Source organism: Roseovarius bejariae (assembly GCF_009669325.1).
GTDB classification, from domain to species: domain Bacteria; phylum Pseudomonadota; class Alphaproteobacteria; order Rhodobacterales; family Rhodobacteraceae; genus Roseovarius; species Roseovarius bejariae.
Genome location: NZ_SZWE01000001.1, coordinates 2,167,458 through 2,180,984 on the forward strand (window position 1 = coordinate 2,167,458; position 13,527 = coordinate 2,180,984).

Annotated in this window: 15 protein-coding genes; 2 read left to right on the plus strand and 13 right to left on the minus strand. The window is 59.1% G+C overall.

Annotated features, from left to right (window positions below; all coding sequences use genetic code 11):
- Nucleotides 1–43: 43 nt before the first annotated feature.
- Nucleotides 44–502: an Lrp/AsnC family transcriptional regulator gene (locus tag FDP25_RS10380; protein WP_154151416.1), complete on the minus strand. Its 459-nt coding sequence runs from the start codon at nt 500–502 to the stop codon at nt 44–46.
- A gap of 138 nt (nt 503–640) precedes the next feature.
- On the opposite strand from FDP25_RS10380, the gene ald reads away from it, so the two are divergent.
- The gene (ald, locus tag FDP25_RS10385; RefSeq protein ID WP_154151418.1) at nt 641–1,759 is read left to right on the plus strand and encodes an alanine dehydrogenase; all 1,119 of its coding nucleotides are present in this window, start codon (nt 641–643) and stop codon (nt 1,757–1,759) included.
- A gap of 32 nt (nt 1,760–1,791) precedes the next feature.
- Here ald and FDP25_RS10390 read toward each other — a convergent pair whose 3' ends face one another.
- The 9 genes from FDP25_RS10390 to mbfA form a co-directional block, all read right to left on the minus strand.
- Complete coding sequence (locus tag FDP25_RS10390; protein WP_154151421.1) at nt 1,792–2,721, minus strand: alpha/beta fold hydrolase; 930 nt, start codon at nt 2,719–2,721, stop codon at nt 1,792–1,794.
- Complete coding sequence (locus tag FDP25_RS10395) at nt 2,718–3,635, minus strand: ornithine cyclodeaminase family protein (RefSeq protein ID WP_154151422.1); 918 nt, start codon at nt 3,633–3,635, stop codon at nt 2,718–2,720. The genes FDP25_RS10390 and FDP25_RS10395 overlap by 4 nt, the downstream gene beginning before the upstream one ends.
- Complete coding sequence (locus tag FDP25_RS10400) at nt 3,632–4,252, minus strand: HAD family hydrolase (RefSeq protein ID WP_154151423.1); 621 nt, start codon at nt 4,250–4,252, stop codon at nt 3,632–3,634. Before FDP25_RS10400 ends, FDP25_RS10395 begins: the two co-directional genes overlap by 4 nt.
- A 2-nt stretch (nt 4,253–4,254) precedes the next feature.
- Entirely contained in the window at nt 4,255–5,220 is a 966-nt protein-coding gene (locus tag FDP25_RS10405; RefSeq protein WP_154151426.1) for a DMT family transporter, read from the minus strand.
- A gap of 15 nt (nt 5,221–5,235) precedes the next feature.
- Nucleotides 5,236–5,682, minus strand: coding sequence for a YaiI/YqxD family protein (locus FDP25_RS10410; RefSeq protein WP_343032019.1), 447 nt, complete (start codon nt 5,680–5,682; stop codon nt 5,236–5,238).
- Nucleotides 5,679–7,121, minus strand: coding sequence for a Si-specific NAD(P)(+) transhydrogenase (gene sthA, locus FDP25_RS10415; RefSeq protein WP_154151429.1), 1,443 nt, complete (start codon nt 7,119–7,121; stop codon nt 5,679–5,681). Before sthA ends, FDP25_RS10410 begins: the two co-directional genes overlap by 4 nt.
- Before the next feature lie 3 nt (nt 7,122–7,124).
- Complete coding sequence (gene fghA / locus FDP25_RS10420) at nt 7,125–7,958, minus strand: S-formylglutathione hydrolase (protein WP_154151431.1); 834 nt, start codon at nt 7,956–7,958, stop codon at nt 7,125–7,127.
- An 82-nt stretch (nt 7,959–8,040) separates the two neighbouring features.
- A complete protein-coding gene (locus tag FDP25_RS10425; protein WP_154151433.1) occupies nt 8,041–8,973 on the minus strand; it encodes an AEC family transporter in 933 nt (310 codons plus the stop codon).
- A 45-nt stretch (nt 8,974–9,018) separates the two neighbouring features.
- The gene (gene mbfA / locus FDP25_RS10430; RefSeq protein ID WP_154151437.1) at nt 9,019–9,996 is read right to left on the minus strand and encodes an iron exporter MbfA; all 978 of its coding nucleotides are present in this window, start codon (nt 9,994–9,996) and stop codon (nt 9,019–9,021) included.
- 391 nt (nt 9,997–10,387) lie between these two features.
- Here mbfA and FDP25_RS10435 point away from each other — a divergent pair, with 391 nt between their 5' ends.
- Nucleotides 10,388–11,017, plus strand: coding sequence for a TetR/AcrR family transcriptional regulator (locus FDP25_RS10435; protein WP_154151439.1), 630 nt, complete (start codon nt 10,388–10,390; stop codon nt 11,015–11,017).
- 44 nt (nt 11,018–11,061) lie between these two features.
- Here the strand turns inward: FDP25_RS10435 and FDP25_RS10440 are convergent, their stop codons facing one another.
- The 3 genes from FDP25_RS10440 to FDP25_RS10450 form a co-directional block, all read right to left on the minus strand.
- The gene (locus FDP25_RS10440; protein ID WP_154151441.1) at nt 11,062–12,246 is read right to left on the minus strand and encodes an amino acid aminotransferase; all 1,185 of its coding nucleotides are present in this window, start codon (nt 12,244–12,246) and stop codon (nt 11,062–11,064) included.
- The gene (gene sseA, locus FDP25_RS10445) at nt 12,246–13,103 is read right to left on the minus strand and encodes a 3-mercaptopyruvate sulfurtransferase (RefSeq protein ID WP_154151445.1); all 858 of its coding nucleotides are present in this window, start codon (nt 13,101–13,103) and stop codon (nt 12,246–12,248) included. Before sseA ends, FDP25_RS10440 begins: the two co-directional genes overlap by 1 nt.
- An 89-nt stretch (nt 13,104–13,192) precedes the next feature.
- Nucleotides 13,193–13,474, minus strand: a complete 282-nt coding sequence (locus tag FDP25_RS10450) for a hypothetical protein (protein WP_154151447.1) — start codon at nt 13,472–13,474, stop codon at nt 13,193–13,195.
- Nucleotides 13,475–13,527 lie beyond the last annotated feature (53 nt).

Here is a 13,527-nt window from a genome sequence, read left to right on the forward strand (position 1 = left end):
AACGCCAAGGCCCATTGGCGACACTCCCGATAGATCGGATATGTCAAAGGGGGAGGGCGGTTGTCTTGAAGACCGTCCGCAGGGCAAAGCTGGATTGCATCTTGGCGACACTCGGGAGGCGTGTCAGGTACTGCCGGTGTATGCGCGCGAAATCCTCGGTGTTTTCTGCCACGACCTTCAGAATGTAATCGGCAGCCCCGGCTGTCAGGTGACATTCCAGAACGTCGGGAATGCGCGCCACGGCCTTTTCAAAGGCTTCCAGCACCTCGTCGGCTTGCGTCGACAGGGTGATTTCGACAAAGATCGTCGCAGGCATCCCCAGCTTGCGGGCATCCAGAAGTGCCACGTAGTCGCGGATATATCCTTCGGCTTCAAGGCGCTGCACCCGCCTGTGACAGGCACTGGCCGACAGGTTCACCGCTTCGGCCAGGTCGGCGTTCGAAATTCGACCCCGCCTTTGCAGAACATCTAAAAGCCGCCGATCCATCGCGTCCAAAGCCATATGCGCAAGGCCTTTCGTCAAAACCCCAAGTTATTCGAAGGTTATTCACAAAATACGGTGTAACGCGAGGGAAATATCAACCCGATTGCGTGCCACCTGCGACATTCTGCACCTTATAGAATGCGAGGAGGATACCCCATGAAAATCGGATGCCCAACCGAGATCAAGCCACAAGAATTCCGCGTCGGCATGACGCCCAATGCCGCGCAAGAGGCTGTAGCCCACGGTCATGACGTCATCATTCAATCGGGCGCCGGTTTGGGCGCCGGGTTCGAGGATGCCGCTTATGAGGCGGCTGGCGCCAAGATCATCGACACCGCCGAGGAAGTCTTTGCCACGGCCGACATGATTGTGAAAGTCAAAGAACCCCAAGCAGTCGAACGCAAGATGCTGCGCGAAGGCCAGCTTCTGTTTACCTATCTTCACCTCGCACCCGACCCCGCCCAAACCCGTGACCTGCTTGAATCCGGCTGTACGGCCATTGCCTATGAAACAGTGACCGATGATCGTGGCGGCCTGCCGCTGCTGGCGCCCATGTCTGAGGTTGCCGGCCGTCTGGCGCCGCAGGTGGGGGCCTATACCCTGCAAAAGGCCAATGGTGGCCGTGGTGTTTTGATGGGCGGCGTGCCCGGCGTCGGCCCGGCGAAGGTTCTGGTCATTGGCGGCGGTGTCGTGGGCACCCACTCTGCCCGTATCGCGGCAGGTATGGGCGCGGATGTGACCGTGCTCGACCGTTCGCTGCCGCGCCTGCGGTACCTTGATGATGTCTTTGGCGACACGTTCAACACCGGCTATTCCTCGGCGGGCCTTCTGGCCGAGCATCTGGAAGAGGCCGACATGGTCATCGGTGCGGTCCTCATTCCCGGGGCCGAGGCGCCCAAGCTGGTGCGCCGTGATCAGTTCCCCAGCATGAAACCGGGTGCGGTTCTGGTGGACGTTGCAATCGACCAGGGCGGCTGCTTCGAGACCTCAAAGGCGACCACCCACGCCGACCCGATCTATGAGGTTGATGGCATCATGCACTACTGCGTGGCCAACATGCCCGGTGCTGTTGCGCGCACCTCGACGATTGCGCTTGGCAACGCCACGATGCCCTTCATGCTGGCCTTGGCCGACAAAGGGTGGAAACAGGCCTGTGCCGACGATCCGCACTTGCTGAACGGTTTGAACGTCCACGCCGGGCAGTTGACCTATTACGCCGTGGGCAAGGCCCTTGGGATCGACGTGATCTCGCCGCAAATGCTTGTCAAAGGATAAGATAAATTTCCGGGCCCCCATGCGGGGCCCGGTTACTTTTGGGCCGACTCAAGTGCAGGTCGCAGCAGGCGGAGCACTTCTTCACTGTGCGAATAGGCAAGCGCATGGCCCGCGCCTTCAATGACGTCATGTTCTGCCCTGCGGTTCCACTCGGCCAGTTTGCCCATCCCAGAGATCGGAATCACATCATCATCGCGCCCCCAGATCGCCAGAACCGGCAGGCCGCATTCGGCAATCGTGCGATGCTCCTCCTCAAGGTCGCGGTCCAAAATCCCCCGCATAGAAGCCAGAACCGCCCCCCGAAACCCGCGGTACCGCAGTTCATTCTGCTGCCGATCCACGATATCCGGCACGCTTGAGGGCATGTCGCGCTCGGTCTCGGTCCCCTTGCGGAAAGACCGGCCATACATCGCCATGAAAAGCCACCGCCCAAAGCCGCCGTAATTCACCACCAAGCGCGCCACAGGGCCAAGATCATGCCCCATCCCTGCCGGAGCCAGCAGGATCAGCTTTTTCAGCCGCTCAGGGTGCTGCGCCGCATAGCAGGCCCCGATCGCGCCACCCATGGAGTAACCGATAAGCGTAAACCGATCAGCTACCTCAAGATGCGCCAGCAATTCCTCAAGTTGTGCTGTAAAATAGCCCCCCTCCTGCGCCCCACGGGGCCGGTCTGAATACCCGCGCCCATACAGGTCATAGGTCAACACCCGATAGCCCGCCTCGGCCAACCGGGGGGCGATCCCTTCCCAGACAAAGGATGGCGTTGTCAGGCCGTGAACGCAGACGACCAATGGCCCACCTTCCGGGCCAAGCCATTGATAGTGCGTCACTCCGCGCGACAGTTCCGCAAACTCACCGGGTGCGGACTGCCGGGCCGATGGCCCCATGCGCGGGCGCAAAACCTCGGCCACCGTGGGCGCCAGAATCACCCCCGCCAGACCGGCAAAAAACCACTCGATCATTGCGCGTTCTGCCACGCATCAAGGATGTAGCGGCTTGTCATCAGGTCCAGATGCGCGCCGCCGCCATTCTTGAACAGAGTGATCTCGTCTTCGCTTTGCCGGGTGAATTTTTCAGGTTCATAATGATCGGCCAGAAGGTCATCGCGGGTGATTGTCCCAGCCTCAAGCGGGATCTTGATCTCGCCTATATGGCCTACTGTGGTGTCATAGCTGTCCACGAATATACGTACCCGCTTGATGCCCTCATCATCCACCTCGCGCATATCCGGGCGGTAGGCCCCGATCACATCGATATGCTGACCCGGTTGGAACCATTCTCCCTTCAGGACCGGTTCGGTCGACATGGTGGCCGAGGTGACGATATCGGCATCCTTGACCGCGCGTTCCAGATCATCCGCCACCCGCAGGCCCGGGCAATCCTCGCACATGGCTTCGGCATTGGCGCGGGTGCGGTTCCAGACGCGGAAGCGCGCCTTGGGGAAGGCGGCCTGATAGGCCTCGAATAGCGACCGGCCCACGGTTCCGGCACCCACGATCAGGATGTTTTCGCTGTCGGGGCGGGCCAGTTTGCGCGCGGCAAACAGGCTATCGCCCGCCGTCTTCCACTTGGTCACAAGATGAAAGTCTACAAGTGCGGCCAGTGTGCCGTCTTTGTCCGAATACAGGTTCACCGCGCCGTTGATCATCGGATCCCCCTTGCCGGGGTTCCCGGGAAAGATCGTGGCGGTTTTCACGGCCATGCCCATTCCGTCGATCCAGGCCGCGCGCGACAAAAGGGTATCGGGATCGCGGTAGAGGAAGGTATCGCCGATCTCGGCCTTGGGCAGTTTGTGACCGGCCTCAAAGGCATCGCAGAGGCCAAGCCAATCAAGGTGTTTCTGGCCCTCGTCGAATGGAATGATCGTGATGCTCATTGTGCTTCGTCCTTTGTCAGCAGTCCCTGTTTCACCAGACAATGCGCCCATCCTTCCGGGCCGTCAAACAAGTGGGTCTGCCAGCCACGCGCCTGCGCGGCTGCGATATTGTCGTGCCGGTCATCGGTGAACAGGAGGGTGTCCGGAGAAAGCCCGCAATCCGCCTCGACGGCGGCATAGATGGCGGCGTCTGGCTTGATCATCCCCATCTGTCCTGAAATGTAGTGCCGGTCGAACTCTTCCAGAAAGGGGTATTTGGCGACACTTACGGGGAAGTTTTCAGCCCCGAAATTCGACAGGGCGAAAACAGGAATGCCCTTAGTTCGTAATTGTCTCAATAGATGCACGCTCAGCGGGATGGCAGGGCTTGCCACATCGGCCCAGTTGTCGCGGATCATCATGATTGCATCGTGCCAATCTGCATGGGCTTGTGCGGTGCCCTCAACCACTTGGTCAAAGGCATGTCCCGCATCAATCCGGTTCATCATGCTGTGGATATCGACCTCGGAAAACATCGCCCGGGTGCGCTCTTCGCCGATGTGGTAGGCGAAGTAGCGCTCGGGTTGCCATTCGATCAGGACGTTGCCGATATCGAAGATCACCGCGTTGATGGGCATAGCTATCTCCGCCGCGGGGCCTTGCCCGCCAATGTGTCATCCTTAACCGACTCGCGCCAAAGCAGATAAAGACCCGATCCAATGATCAAGGCAATCCCGATCCATGCCGTGGGTGCGGGCCAAGTGCCGAACACCGTCACCCCCCACATGATCGCCATCGGCATCGCGACATATTCAAAAGGCGCAGCAAAGGCAGCCTCGGAAAGGCGGTAGGCCTGAGATATAAAAAAGCCCCCCATGACGCCGCTGAGGCCCAGCATGAAGAGGACGGGCCAATCTTCGGCCATGACTGGCCCCCATGCCCGTAACAGGAATGACAGTGAAGGATGCGTCTCGGTGGCATAGGCCCCATGCCCGAGTGTCAGACCGAAACCCGCACTGGCGATGATAAAGGTCACCTGGATGTAAAAGGCCATTGTGGCTGCACTTTCCGTGCCTCCGATCTTGCGTGCGACGATGTGGATCACCGCGTAAAGCATAGCCGCCAGCATAGGCAGTAGCGAGGCGATCTGAAACGCCGAGGTGCCCGGTTTCACGATCACAAGGACGCCCATGAACCCGACGGCAATCGCCGCCCACCGGCGCATTCCTACGGTCTCGCCCAGAAACACCACCGAGAATACGGTAATCACCAAGGGCGAGATGAAGAACACCGCTACCGCATCTGCAATCGGCATCGCGGCAAGGCCCAGAAACAGGCACATATTGGCAATGACGACACAGACGCCACGTAGCAAATGCATTTTTAGGCGCCGGGTGCGCATCACTTTGAACCCGCCGCTCAGCGGCATGATCACGGCCAGCATAACGAGCGTCCCAATGGATGAGCGAATGAAAATCACCTGATGCAGGGCATAAGTGTCTGACAGGAACTTGATACCCACGTCGTTGAGCGAAAAACACATGACAGCCATAAGTGCGAAAAGCGCACCTGTCAGGTTTGATTGCTGGACGGTCGCGGGGATCATAACAGGCCTCTGGGTTCAGCCGGAGGCGGCGCGTACGGCCCTCTCCAGCGCGTCCAGAAAACGGGAGCGGTCAGCCTTTGTAAACCCCTTGCCGCCACCCTGCCGAAAGGGATCGGCGGCGCGCAGATCGGCCATCAGGTCACGGGTGGCAAGCACCTGTCCTATGTTGCGCTCGGTCAGGGCCTCGCCGTTGTGTTTCAACACCTGTGCACCGGCTTCGATGCATTTCGCGGCCAGTGGTATATCTCCGGTGATCACCACGTCTCCCGGTCCGGCGCGGTCCGCGATCCATTGGTCGGCCACATCGGGGCCTTCCGGCACAATCACCGTATCGACCAGAGGGTTTTGCGAGGGGCGTAAACCGCCGTTCGACACGATGAAAATATGTAATCCATGACGGGTGCCCACCTTCTCCACTTCGGCCTTCACCGGGCAGGCGTCGGCATCGACATAGATGCTCACTTTTTGGCCTTCTTGGCTTTTCCCTCGTCGCGTTTGACCTTGTATTCCTCGGGAATGGGCATGCGGTTGAAGGCATCCAGACCGGCGATCTTGTACGCTTCGGCCAGCGTGGGGTAATTGAAAGTGTTCTGCACGAAGTAATCCACCGTGCCCTTCAGGTTCAGGACCGCCTGCGCGATGTGAATCAGCTCGGTCGCGCCTTCGCCTACGATCTGCACGCCCAGAACCCGGCGGGTCTTGAGCGAGAACAGCATTTTCAACATGCCGTGTTCCAGCCCCATGATGTGCCCGCGTGAGGTTTCGCGGAACCGGGCAATGCCCACCTCATAGGGAATGCCGCGTTCCTGCATTTCTTCTTCGGACATGCCGCAGGTGGAAATTTCGGGTACCGAGTAGATGCCATAAGGGAACCAGGGGCTTTCCGGCAATGTCGGCGTGTCAAGCGCATGGCAGGCCGCAACGCGCCCCTGTTGAAGCGAGGTGGAGGCCAACGAGGGGTGCCCGATCACATCGCCGGTGGCATAGATATGCGGCACGCTGGTTTGATAGGTCTTGCGGTTCACCTCAAGTCGTCCACGGTGGTCGGTCTCAAGCCCCGCGGCAGCCACGTCCAATTTGTCGGTCGCGCCCATACGCCCGGCGGCAAAGAGCAGCATTTCCGACCGTACGTGGCGACCGTTGGCCAAGGAAACCTCAACGTGACTTCCGCCATCCTCGACCTTCTCGATGGCTGAGCCAAGCCTCAGATCTACGCCGTTTTCACGAATTTGGTGGGTGAATTCCTCGATTAGCCGACGGTCAATGAAATCCAGAAAACTGTCGCGTGGTTCGATCAATGTTACCCTCACATCGAGGGCCGAGAACATCGTGGCATATTCCACGCCGATCACGCCCGCGCCCACGACGATCAGGCTACGGGGGATTTGCGCCAGTTCGAGAAACTCGTCGCTGTCGACAATGGTTGTGCCATTGAAGGGGATATTGTCGGGCCGGTAGGTTTTGGTGCCCGTCGCGATCAGGAACTTGTCGCCGGAAACCTTTGTGACCTCGCCCGCATCGGTATCGACTTCGACCTCTGTCGGGCTGACAAAGCGCGCCATGCCGCTCAGGGTATCGACGTGGTTTCGGTTGAACTGATGCTCCAGCACATCCACCTCGTAGTCCAAGGTCATGTGCAGCCGTGATTTCAGGTCCCCCGCGCCGATATCATCTTTCACGCGATAGGATTGCCCGTAAAAACTCCGCTCACGCCAACCAGACAGGTTCAGCACGGTTTCACGCAGGGTTTTCGAGGGGATCGTCCCGGTATGCACCGAAACCCCGCCAAGACGATCCTTGCGGTCGATGACCAGTACACGGCGCTTGAGTTTGCCGGCCTGGATTGCGGCCGCACGTCCCGAAGGGCCGGAACCGATAATGATCAGGTCGTAATGTGACATGGCTTACCCCGCATAAAGCGCTTCGGCGTGGAAGCTGATGTGATCTTCCATGAAGCTCGACACAAAGAAATAGCTGTGGTCATAGCCCGGTTGCATGCGCAGGGTCGCTTGCTGGCGTTTTTCGGCGCAGGCGGCGGCCAGGGCTTCGGGGCGCAAAAGGTCGATGAACTGATCCTGCGTGCCGGTATCTACAAGAACGGGGCCGTCAAAGCCACGTTCGCGCATCAGGATGCTTGCGTCATGCGCGGCCCATTGGCTTTCGTTATCGCCAAGGTAGGCGGAAAACTGTTTGCGGCCCCAGTCACTCGCGGTCGGGTTCGAGATCGGGGAGAAAGCCGAGACGCTGGTATAACGACCGGGTAGAGACATCGCCAAGGTCAGCGCGCCGTGCCCGCCCATGGAGTGGCCGGTGATGGCTTGGCGGTCTTCGTCAATGGCGAAGTTTGCGGTCAGCACGCGGGGTAGTTCGTCGGCAATATAGTCCCACATCCGAAAATGCGGCTTCCACGGATCTTGGGTGGCATTGACGTAAAAGCCAGCGCCTTGGCCCAGATCATAGGCCTCGTCATTGGCCACGCCTTCGCCACGTGGTGAGGTGTCGGGAAAGCACAGGGCGATCCCCTGCTCGGCGGCCCAACCTTGGGCGGCGGCCTTGGTCATCGCGTTTTCATGGGTGCAGGTTAGTCCCGATAGATACCAAAGCACAGGCACCGGACCATCCTTGGCCTCCGCAGGCAGGAAAAGGCCAAAGGTCATGTCGCAGGAGCAGGCCTCGGATTTATGAGTATAGACGCCTTGAACCCCGCCGAAACAGGCGTTTTCCGATACGGTTTCCATGATGCAATCCCTTTCGCGATGGATGTTTGGCCCGACAGTCACCACGGCGCGGGCCACATGGCAACCCCATAGACGGCAATCGTCAATAAAGTCCCGACACCCAGCCGATAATTAGCGAAACAGTGGCAACGGCCAATGTCGTGGAGATCAGGATCGAGGCTGAAACCCGCTGTGGCGCCACGCCATAGTGACTGGCGAGGATGAAGACGTTTCCAGCCACAGGCAGGGCCGCAGCCGCGACCATCACTGCGGCTGAATAGGGCGCGACGGGAAAAAGTATCAGGGCCGAGAGCGCTACAAAGGCAGGGTGCAGCACCAGTTTGCAGAATGACAGCCAGCCGGCCACGAAGGGCCGCTCGGCGGATTTCGAGGCCAGCGAGGCGCCGATGGCAAAAAGGGCTCCGGGTGTTGCAGCTCCGCCTAGAATGCTCACAAACTGGTTCATAGGGTCCGGGATCGGCAAGTTGAGCGCCGACCACGCCAGCCCAAGAACAATCGAAACGATCATCGGGTTCTTGAGTAATCCAATCCCTACGGTTCGCAGGATGCCAAAGCTCATACGGCCATCCCGAGACCCGGTGATAAGGATCACCACGAGTGAACCAAAAACGATCAAATCCACGGCGAGAACCATCATCACCGGCCCAATCGCGGCCTGGCCCATCAAGAGAACCAGCATCGGCACGCCAAGGAAACCCACGTTGCCGATCACCGCGCATTGCGCCTCGATCGCGGCCTCCTCGACGCTGACGCGGCGCAGGAGGGCGACCATGGTGGCCAACCCGTAAACAAAGGCCGTACCCCAAAGGTAAGCCATGACAAACCGCCAATCGAGAACCTCGCTCATGGATAGGTTGGCGGAAAAGCGAAACAGCATGGCCGACAGCGCGAAGTAGAACACGAACTTAGTCAGCCAAGCGGTCGCTTCCTCACTGAAGAAGCCCGTACGCCCGGCGCCATAGCCCAACCCGATGATCAGGAAGAACGGCAGTGTTTGTAGAAAAATATCCAGCATCTGCCGCTTGTTAGCATCTGGCAGCTAATGGTCAATCACCGGATGCTATCCACTGCCGATCAAAACGCCCGCGGCAAAGACAAGTGCACCACCCAAAACCACCTGAAATGCAGCCCGGAAAAAGGGTGTTTCCATGAATTTGTTCTGTATCCAGGCAATGGCCCAAAGTTCGACGAAGACCACGAAGATCGCGATAATGGTGGCTGTCCAGAAATCCGGAATCAGGTAGGGTAGCGCGTGACCGAGGCCACCCACGGTTGTCATGATGCCCGAAGCAAAGCCACGTTTGAGCGGGCTGCCGCGCCCTGACAGTTCGCCATCATCGCTAGCGGCCTCAGTGAAACCCATCGAAATTCCGGCCCCGACCGACGCGGCAAGACCCACAAGGAAAGTGGTCCATGTATCTTGCGTCGCAAAGGCGGTGGCGAAGATCGGTGCGAGGGTCGAGACCGAGCCATCCATCAGGCCTGCAAGGCCCGGCTGTACCCATGTCAAAACGAACTGGCGCTTTGAGACCTCGGCCTCGGTATCGCGGGCCTCTTCATCCAGATGTGCATGCTCAAGCTCACCGGCGCGGTCTTGGTGGCCGGCTTCGGCCGCAGCCAGATCACCCAGAAGTTTGCGGGTTGCGGCATCGCTCGTGCGTTGCGCGGCCTTGAGGTAAAACGCCTCGGCGTCGCGCTCCATCATTTCCGCTTCTGCGCGGATGCGGTTGATCCCGAGGTTTTCAACCAACCAAACGGGCCGTCGGGCATAGAAGCCGGCCACATGCTCGCGCCGGATCAGAGGGATCACGTCGCCAAAACGGGCCTTGTGAAGGTCGATCAAGGATTGCCTGTGCCCGTCCTCTTCTTCGGCCATGCCGTCGAATACCTTGGCCGTATCGGGAAAATCGGGGCGCAGCCGTTCGGCATAGCTCCGATAAATGCGGGCGTCGTCTTCTTCGGATGAAATGGCGAGGGCAAGGATCTCTTGTTCGCTCAGATCAGAGAAGCGGCGGCGAGAGGAAACTCCTGGGATCATGGTCTACTCCTTAGAACGGTTCTAAAATACTTGCCGTCATCGGAAATGCAATGCCATTAACCAAACTAATTAGTTCAGAAATGCCTTGAAAAGTGAACCGAATGGTTTAGTTTGTATCTAAACGAATCAGTTTAGATGGAGATGAGCGATGAAAAACCTCTTGATGGCTCTTTGCCTAGTGTCCCTCGCTGCGCCAACAGCGGCAATGAGTATTGATACATCTACGCTGACGCCGACACTGACCTACCCCGAGCCCGTCTCGGAACCTGTCACCAAGGATAACAGCGGCATGTCCAAGTAAGTCGTTGAACCGCCTGTGTCATTCCGTGACGGCGGGCTTGCGAATGACCCCTCGAGCCGATTAAACTGTTTCGGCTCGGGGAGGGTCCGCATGACGGCAGAGTCCGCAGAAATCAAAAAAGGCCGAAAGTTCGAACAAGTCCTTAATGGGGCGCGCGAGGTTTTCATGCGCGACGGGTTCGAGGGGGCCAGCGTGGACGACATCGCCAAGGTGGCGGGGGTGTCGAAGGCAACGCTATACAGCTATTTCCCCGACAAGAGATTGCTGTTTTCTGAAGTGGCCAAGGCCGAATGTAACCGGCAAGCAGATGGTGCGACGGCAGAGATTGACATCGACGCGCCCGTTGAAGTGAACCTTGCTGCGGCCGCACGGCATCTAGTGGGTTTTTTCCTGTCGGATTTCGGCAGTCAGGTCTTTCGTATCTGCGTGTCCGAAGCGCACCGCTTTCCTGATTTGGGCAAGCGGTTTTACGCTTCTGGGCCGGCCTTGGTGCGCGAGCGCATGATCCCAGTTCTGAAATCTTATGCGGACAAGGGGGAGCTTGAGATCGAGGATTACGAATTGGCGGTCAATCAATTCGCCGAGCTATGTAAATCAGACTTGTTCGTGCGCAAGCTGTGCGGTTTGCAAAGCGATTTTTCCCAAGAGGACGTGGATCGAGTCATCGAAGGTGCGGTCGAGATGTTCGTTGCACGCTACGGGACAAGGTCGAAAACCTGATTTGGTGGCGCCATGTTTTGGCGCCACCGTTGTTCTTGTGGCCCTCAGATGCCGACTTCGACAACTGCCTTGGCTAGGACCGGTACGGTATCCTTGTTCAGGCCCGCGATATTGAGGCGCGAATCCCCAACCATGTAAATCCCGTGATCGGCGCGCAGTTTTTCGACCTGATCAGGCGATGCGCCGAGGCGTGAGAACATACCGCGGTGTTGCGCGAGAAAGCCAAAGCGATCCGAGCCAGAGAGTTTCTGCAATTCATCCGCCAATTGTGTGCGCAGGCTCAGCATACCTTTGCGAACCTCTTCCAGTTCCGCTTTCCAATCCGCGCGCAGGTCATCGTCGTTCAACACGATGCCAACCAGCCGCGCGCCATGATCGGGCGGGAAGGAGTAGTTCTGCCGATTGAGGTAGGCAAGATTTCCTTGGGCAATCGCCTGCATCGACTTGTCCTGCGCCACCGCCATCAGAAGGCCCGTGCGTTCGCGGTAAATCCCGAAGTTCTTGGAGCAACTGGCCGCGATCAGGGTCTCAGGGCAGCCCGCGGCGACAGCGCGCGTGGCGGCGGCATCTTCGTCCAGACCATCACCAAAGCCTTGATAGGCGATGTCGATCATCGGGATCGCGCCTTTTTCGTTCATCAGGTCGATCACGGCCTTGAACTCGACCATGTTCAGGTTGGCCCCGGTGGGGTTGTGGCAGCAGCCGTGCAGCAAGACGACATCGCCTTTGCGCACTTGGCCCAGATCTTCCATCATCCCGCCGAAATTGACCCCGCCCGAGGCGTTGTCGAAATAGCGGTACATGATGGTTTCCATGCCCAGATACTTGAGAATGCTCAGGTGGTTGGGCCATGTCGGATCAGAGACAAAAACGCGTGCCTCGGGGTTGGCCATGCGAACCAGTTCAAACGCCTGACGCACCGCGCCGGTGCCGCCTGGTGTGGCAACGGCAGAAAACTGGTCGCGCGCGACGCTGTTGCCCAGAACAAGATTGATCATCGCATCGGTAAAGGCCGGGTCCCCCGCAAGGCCGGTATAGGCCTTTGTGGTTTCCTCGTCCCACCAGCGGCGCTCGGCCTCTTTCACGGCGCGCATGATCGGAGTCACGCCCTGCGGGTTTTTGTAGACGCCGACGCCAAGGTCGATCTTGGTGTCGCGCGGATCGTCCTTGTAGGCCTGCATCAGGGCAAGGATCTTGTCTTTGGGTTGTTCCTTGAGGTGTTCGAACATCAGTCGTCTCCGGTGGCGACGGGCACGGTGGGGAAAGCCCCCCATTCTGTCCATGATCCGTCATAAAGCGCGTGATCGATCTTGCCGACGCGTTCAAGCGCAAGATTGACAATCGCCGCGGTTACGCCAGAACCGCAGCTTGTGATCGCGGGTTTACCCATGTCGACGCCCGAGGCGTCGAACACGGCGCGCAGATCGTCGGAGGATTTCATTGTCCCATCATCGTTCAGAAGGTCGCGATAATATACGTTCTTGGACCGCGGAATATGGCCACTACGCAGCCCCTCGCGGGGTTCGGGAACGTCTCCGCGGAAGCGTTCGGGTGAACGCGCATCGAGTATTTCGTAATCGCCCAGCTTTGAAGCCGCGGACACCTGCGTCACGTCTTTGACCATCTGGTTCTGGCGGCGGACGGTCATGTGCCTGTCGCGCACGATCGGCGGCATATCTTCGACCGGGTGACCATCAGCTTGCCACTTGGGCAGGCCCCCGTCCAGAACGGCGATGTTATCCTGCCCCATAAGGCGAAACAGCCACCAGACGCGGGCTGCCGAGAACAGCCCGTGGGCATCATAAACCACGACCTGATGACCGTCGCCGACGCCCATTGCACGCAAGCGGGACATGAATTTTTCGACCGGCGGCACCATGTGCGGCAGGTCCGAACGGTTATCGCTGATGTCGTCGATGTCGAAGAAACGCGCGCCGGGAATATGGGCTTGGGCGTATTCAGCCTTGGCATCACGGCCTTCGGCCGGCATGAACCAAGTGCCATCCAGAACCCGAAGGTCTGGGTCTTTCAGATGCTTGGCAAGCCAGCTGGTGGAAACGAGTGTTTTTGGGTCGTCTTGTGCCATCGGTGCCCCCGGTTTGCGGACGCCTTCTGACTAGCGTGCGGGGGCGTGAAGGGCAAGGGCGGGCACCGGGGTTGATGCCCGCCGACGTCTTATTTGCCCAACATTTTCTTGACCATGCCGACAATCGCCAGCAGCACGCCGCCACCGACACCGCCCGAGGCCACTTGTCCGATAATCGCGCCGATGTCGGCGCCGCCTGCGGCTGACGCCACACCACCAGCACCAAGCATGGACAGGATCTGACCGCCCAGACCACCGCCGAGGATGCCTGCGATGGAGTTGCCCAAGAGGCCGAGGTTGATGTTCTTGAACAGGCCGCCGGCGACATTGCCGCCCACGGCGCCAGCAATCAGGCTTATGAGTAGTTCCATTATGTGTCCCCCTTCCGTTTAAACACCTGAACAGGTTAGCGGGAGAGCTTCGA

Bases quoted from the DNA above. Each gene is read 5' to 3' on its own strand.
- FDP25_RS10380 (WP_154151416.1), bottom strand. From the start codon at position 502: ATGGCTTTGGACGCGATGGATCGGCGGCTTTTAGATGTTCTGCAAAGG.
- ald (WP_154151418.1), top strand. From the start codon at position 641: ATGAAAATCGGATGCCCAACCGAGATCAAGCCACAAGAATTCCGCGTC.
- FDP25_RS10390 (WP_154151421.1), bottom strand. From the start codon at position 2,721: ATGATCGAGTGGTTTTTTGCCGGTCTGGCGGGGGTGATTCTGGCGCCC.
- FDP25_RS10395 (WP_154151422.1), bottom strand. From the start codon at position 3,635: ATGAGCATCACGATCATTCCATTCGACGAGGGCCAGAAACACCTTGAT.
- FDP25_RS10400 (WP_154151423.1), bottom strand. From the start codon at position 4,252: ATGCCCATCAACGCGGTGATCTTCGATATCGGCAACGTCCTGATCGAA.
- FDP25_RS10405 (WP_154151426.1), bottom strand. From the start codon at position 5,220: ATGATCCCCGCGACCGTCCAGCAATCAAACCTGACAGGTGCGCTTTTC.
- sthA (WP_154151429.1), bottom strand. From the start codon at position 7,121: ATGTCACATTACGACCTGATCATTATCGGTTCCGGCCCTTCGGGACGT.
- fghA (WP_154151431.1), bottom strand. From the start codon at position 7,958: ATGGAAACCGTATCGGAAAACGCCTGTTTCGGCGGGGTTCAAGGCGTC.
- FDP25_RS10425 (WP_154151433.1), bottom strand. From the start codon at position 8,973: ATGCTGGATATTTTTCTACAAACACTGCCGTTCTTCCTGATCATCGGG.
- mbfA (WP_154151437.1), bottom strand. From the start codon at position 9,996: ATGATCCCAGGAGTTTCCTCTCGCCGCCGCTTCTCTGATCTGAGCGAA.
- FDP25_RS10435 (WP_154151439.1), top strand. From the start codon at position 10,388: ATGACGGCAGAGTCCGCAGAAATCAAAAAAGGCCGAAAGTTCGAACAA.
- FDP25_RS10440 (WP_154151441.1), bottom strand. From the start codon at position 12,246: ATGTTCGAACACCTCAAGGAACAACCCAAAGACAAGATCCTTGCCCTG.
- sseA (WP_154151445.1), bottom strand. From the start codon at position 13,103: ATGGCACAAGACGACCCAAAAACACTCGTTTCCACCAGCTGGCTTGCC.
- FDP25_RS10450 (WP_154151447.1), bottom strand. From the start codon at position 13,474: ATGGAACTACTCATAAGCCTGATTGCTGGCGCCGTGGGCGGCAATGTC.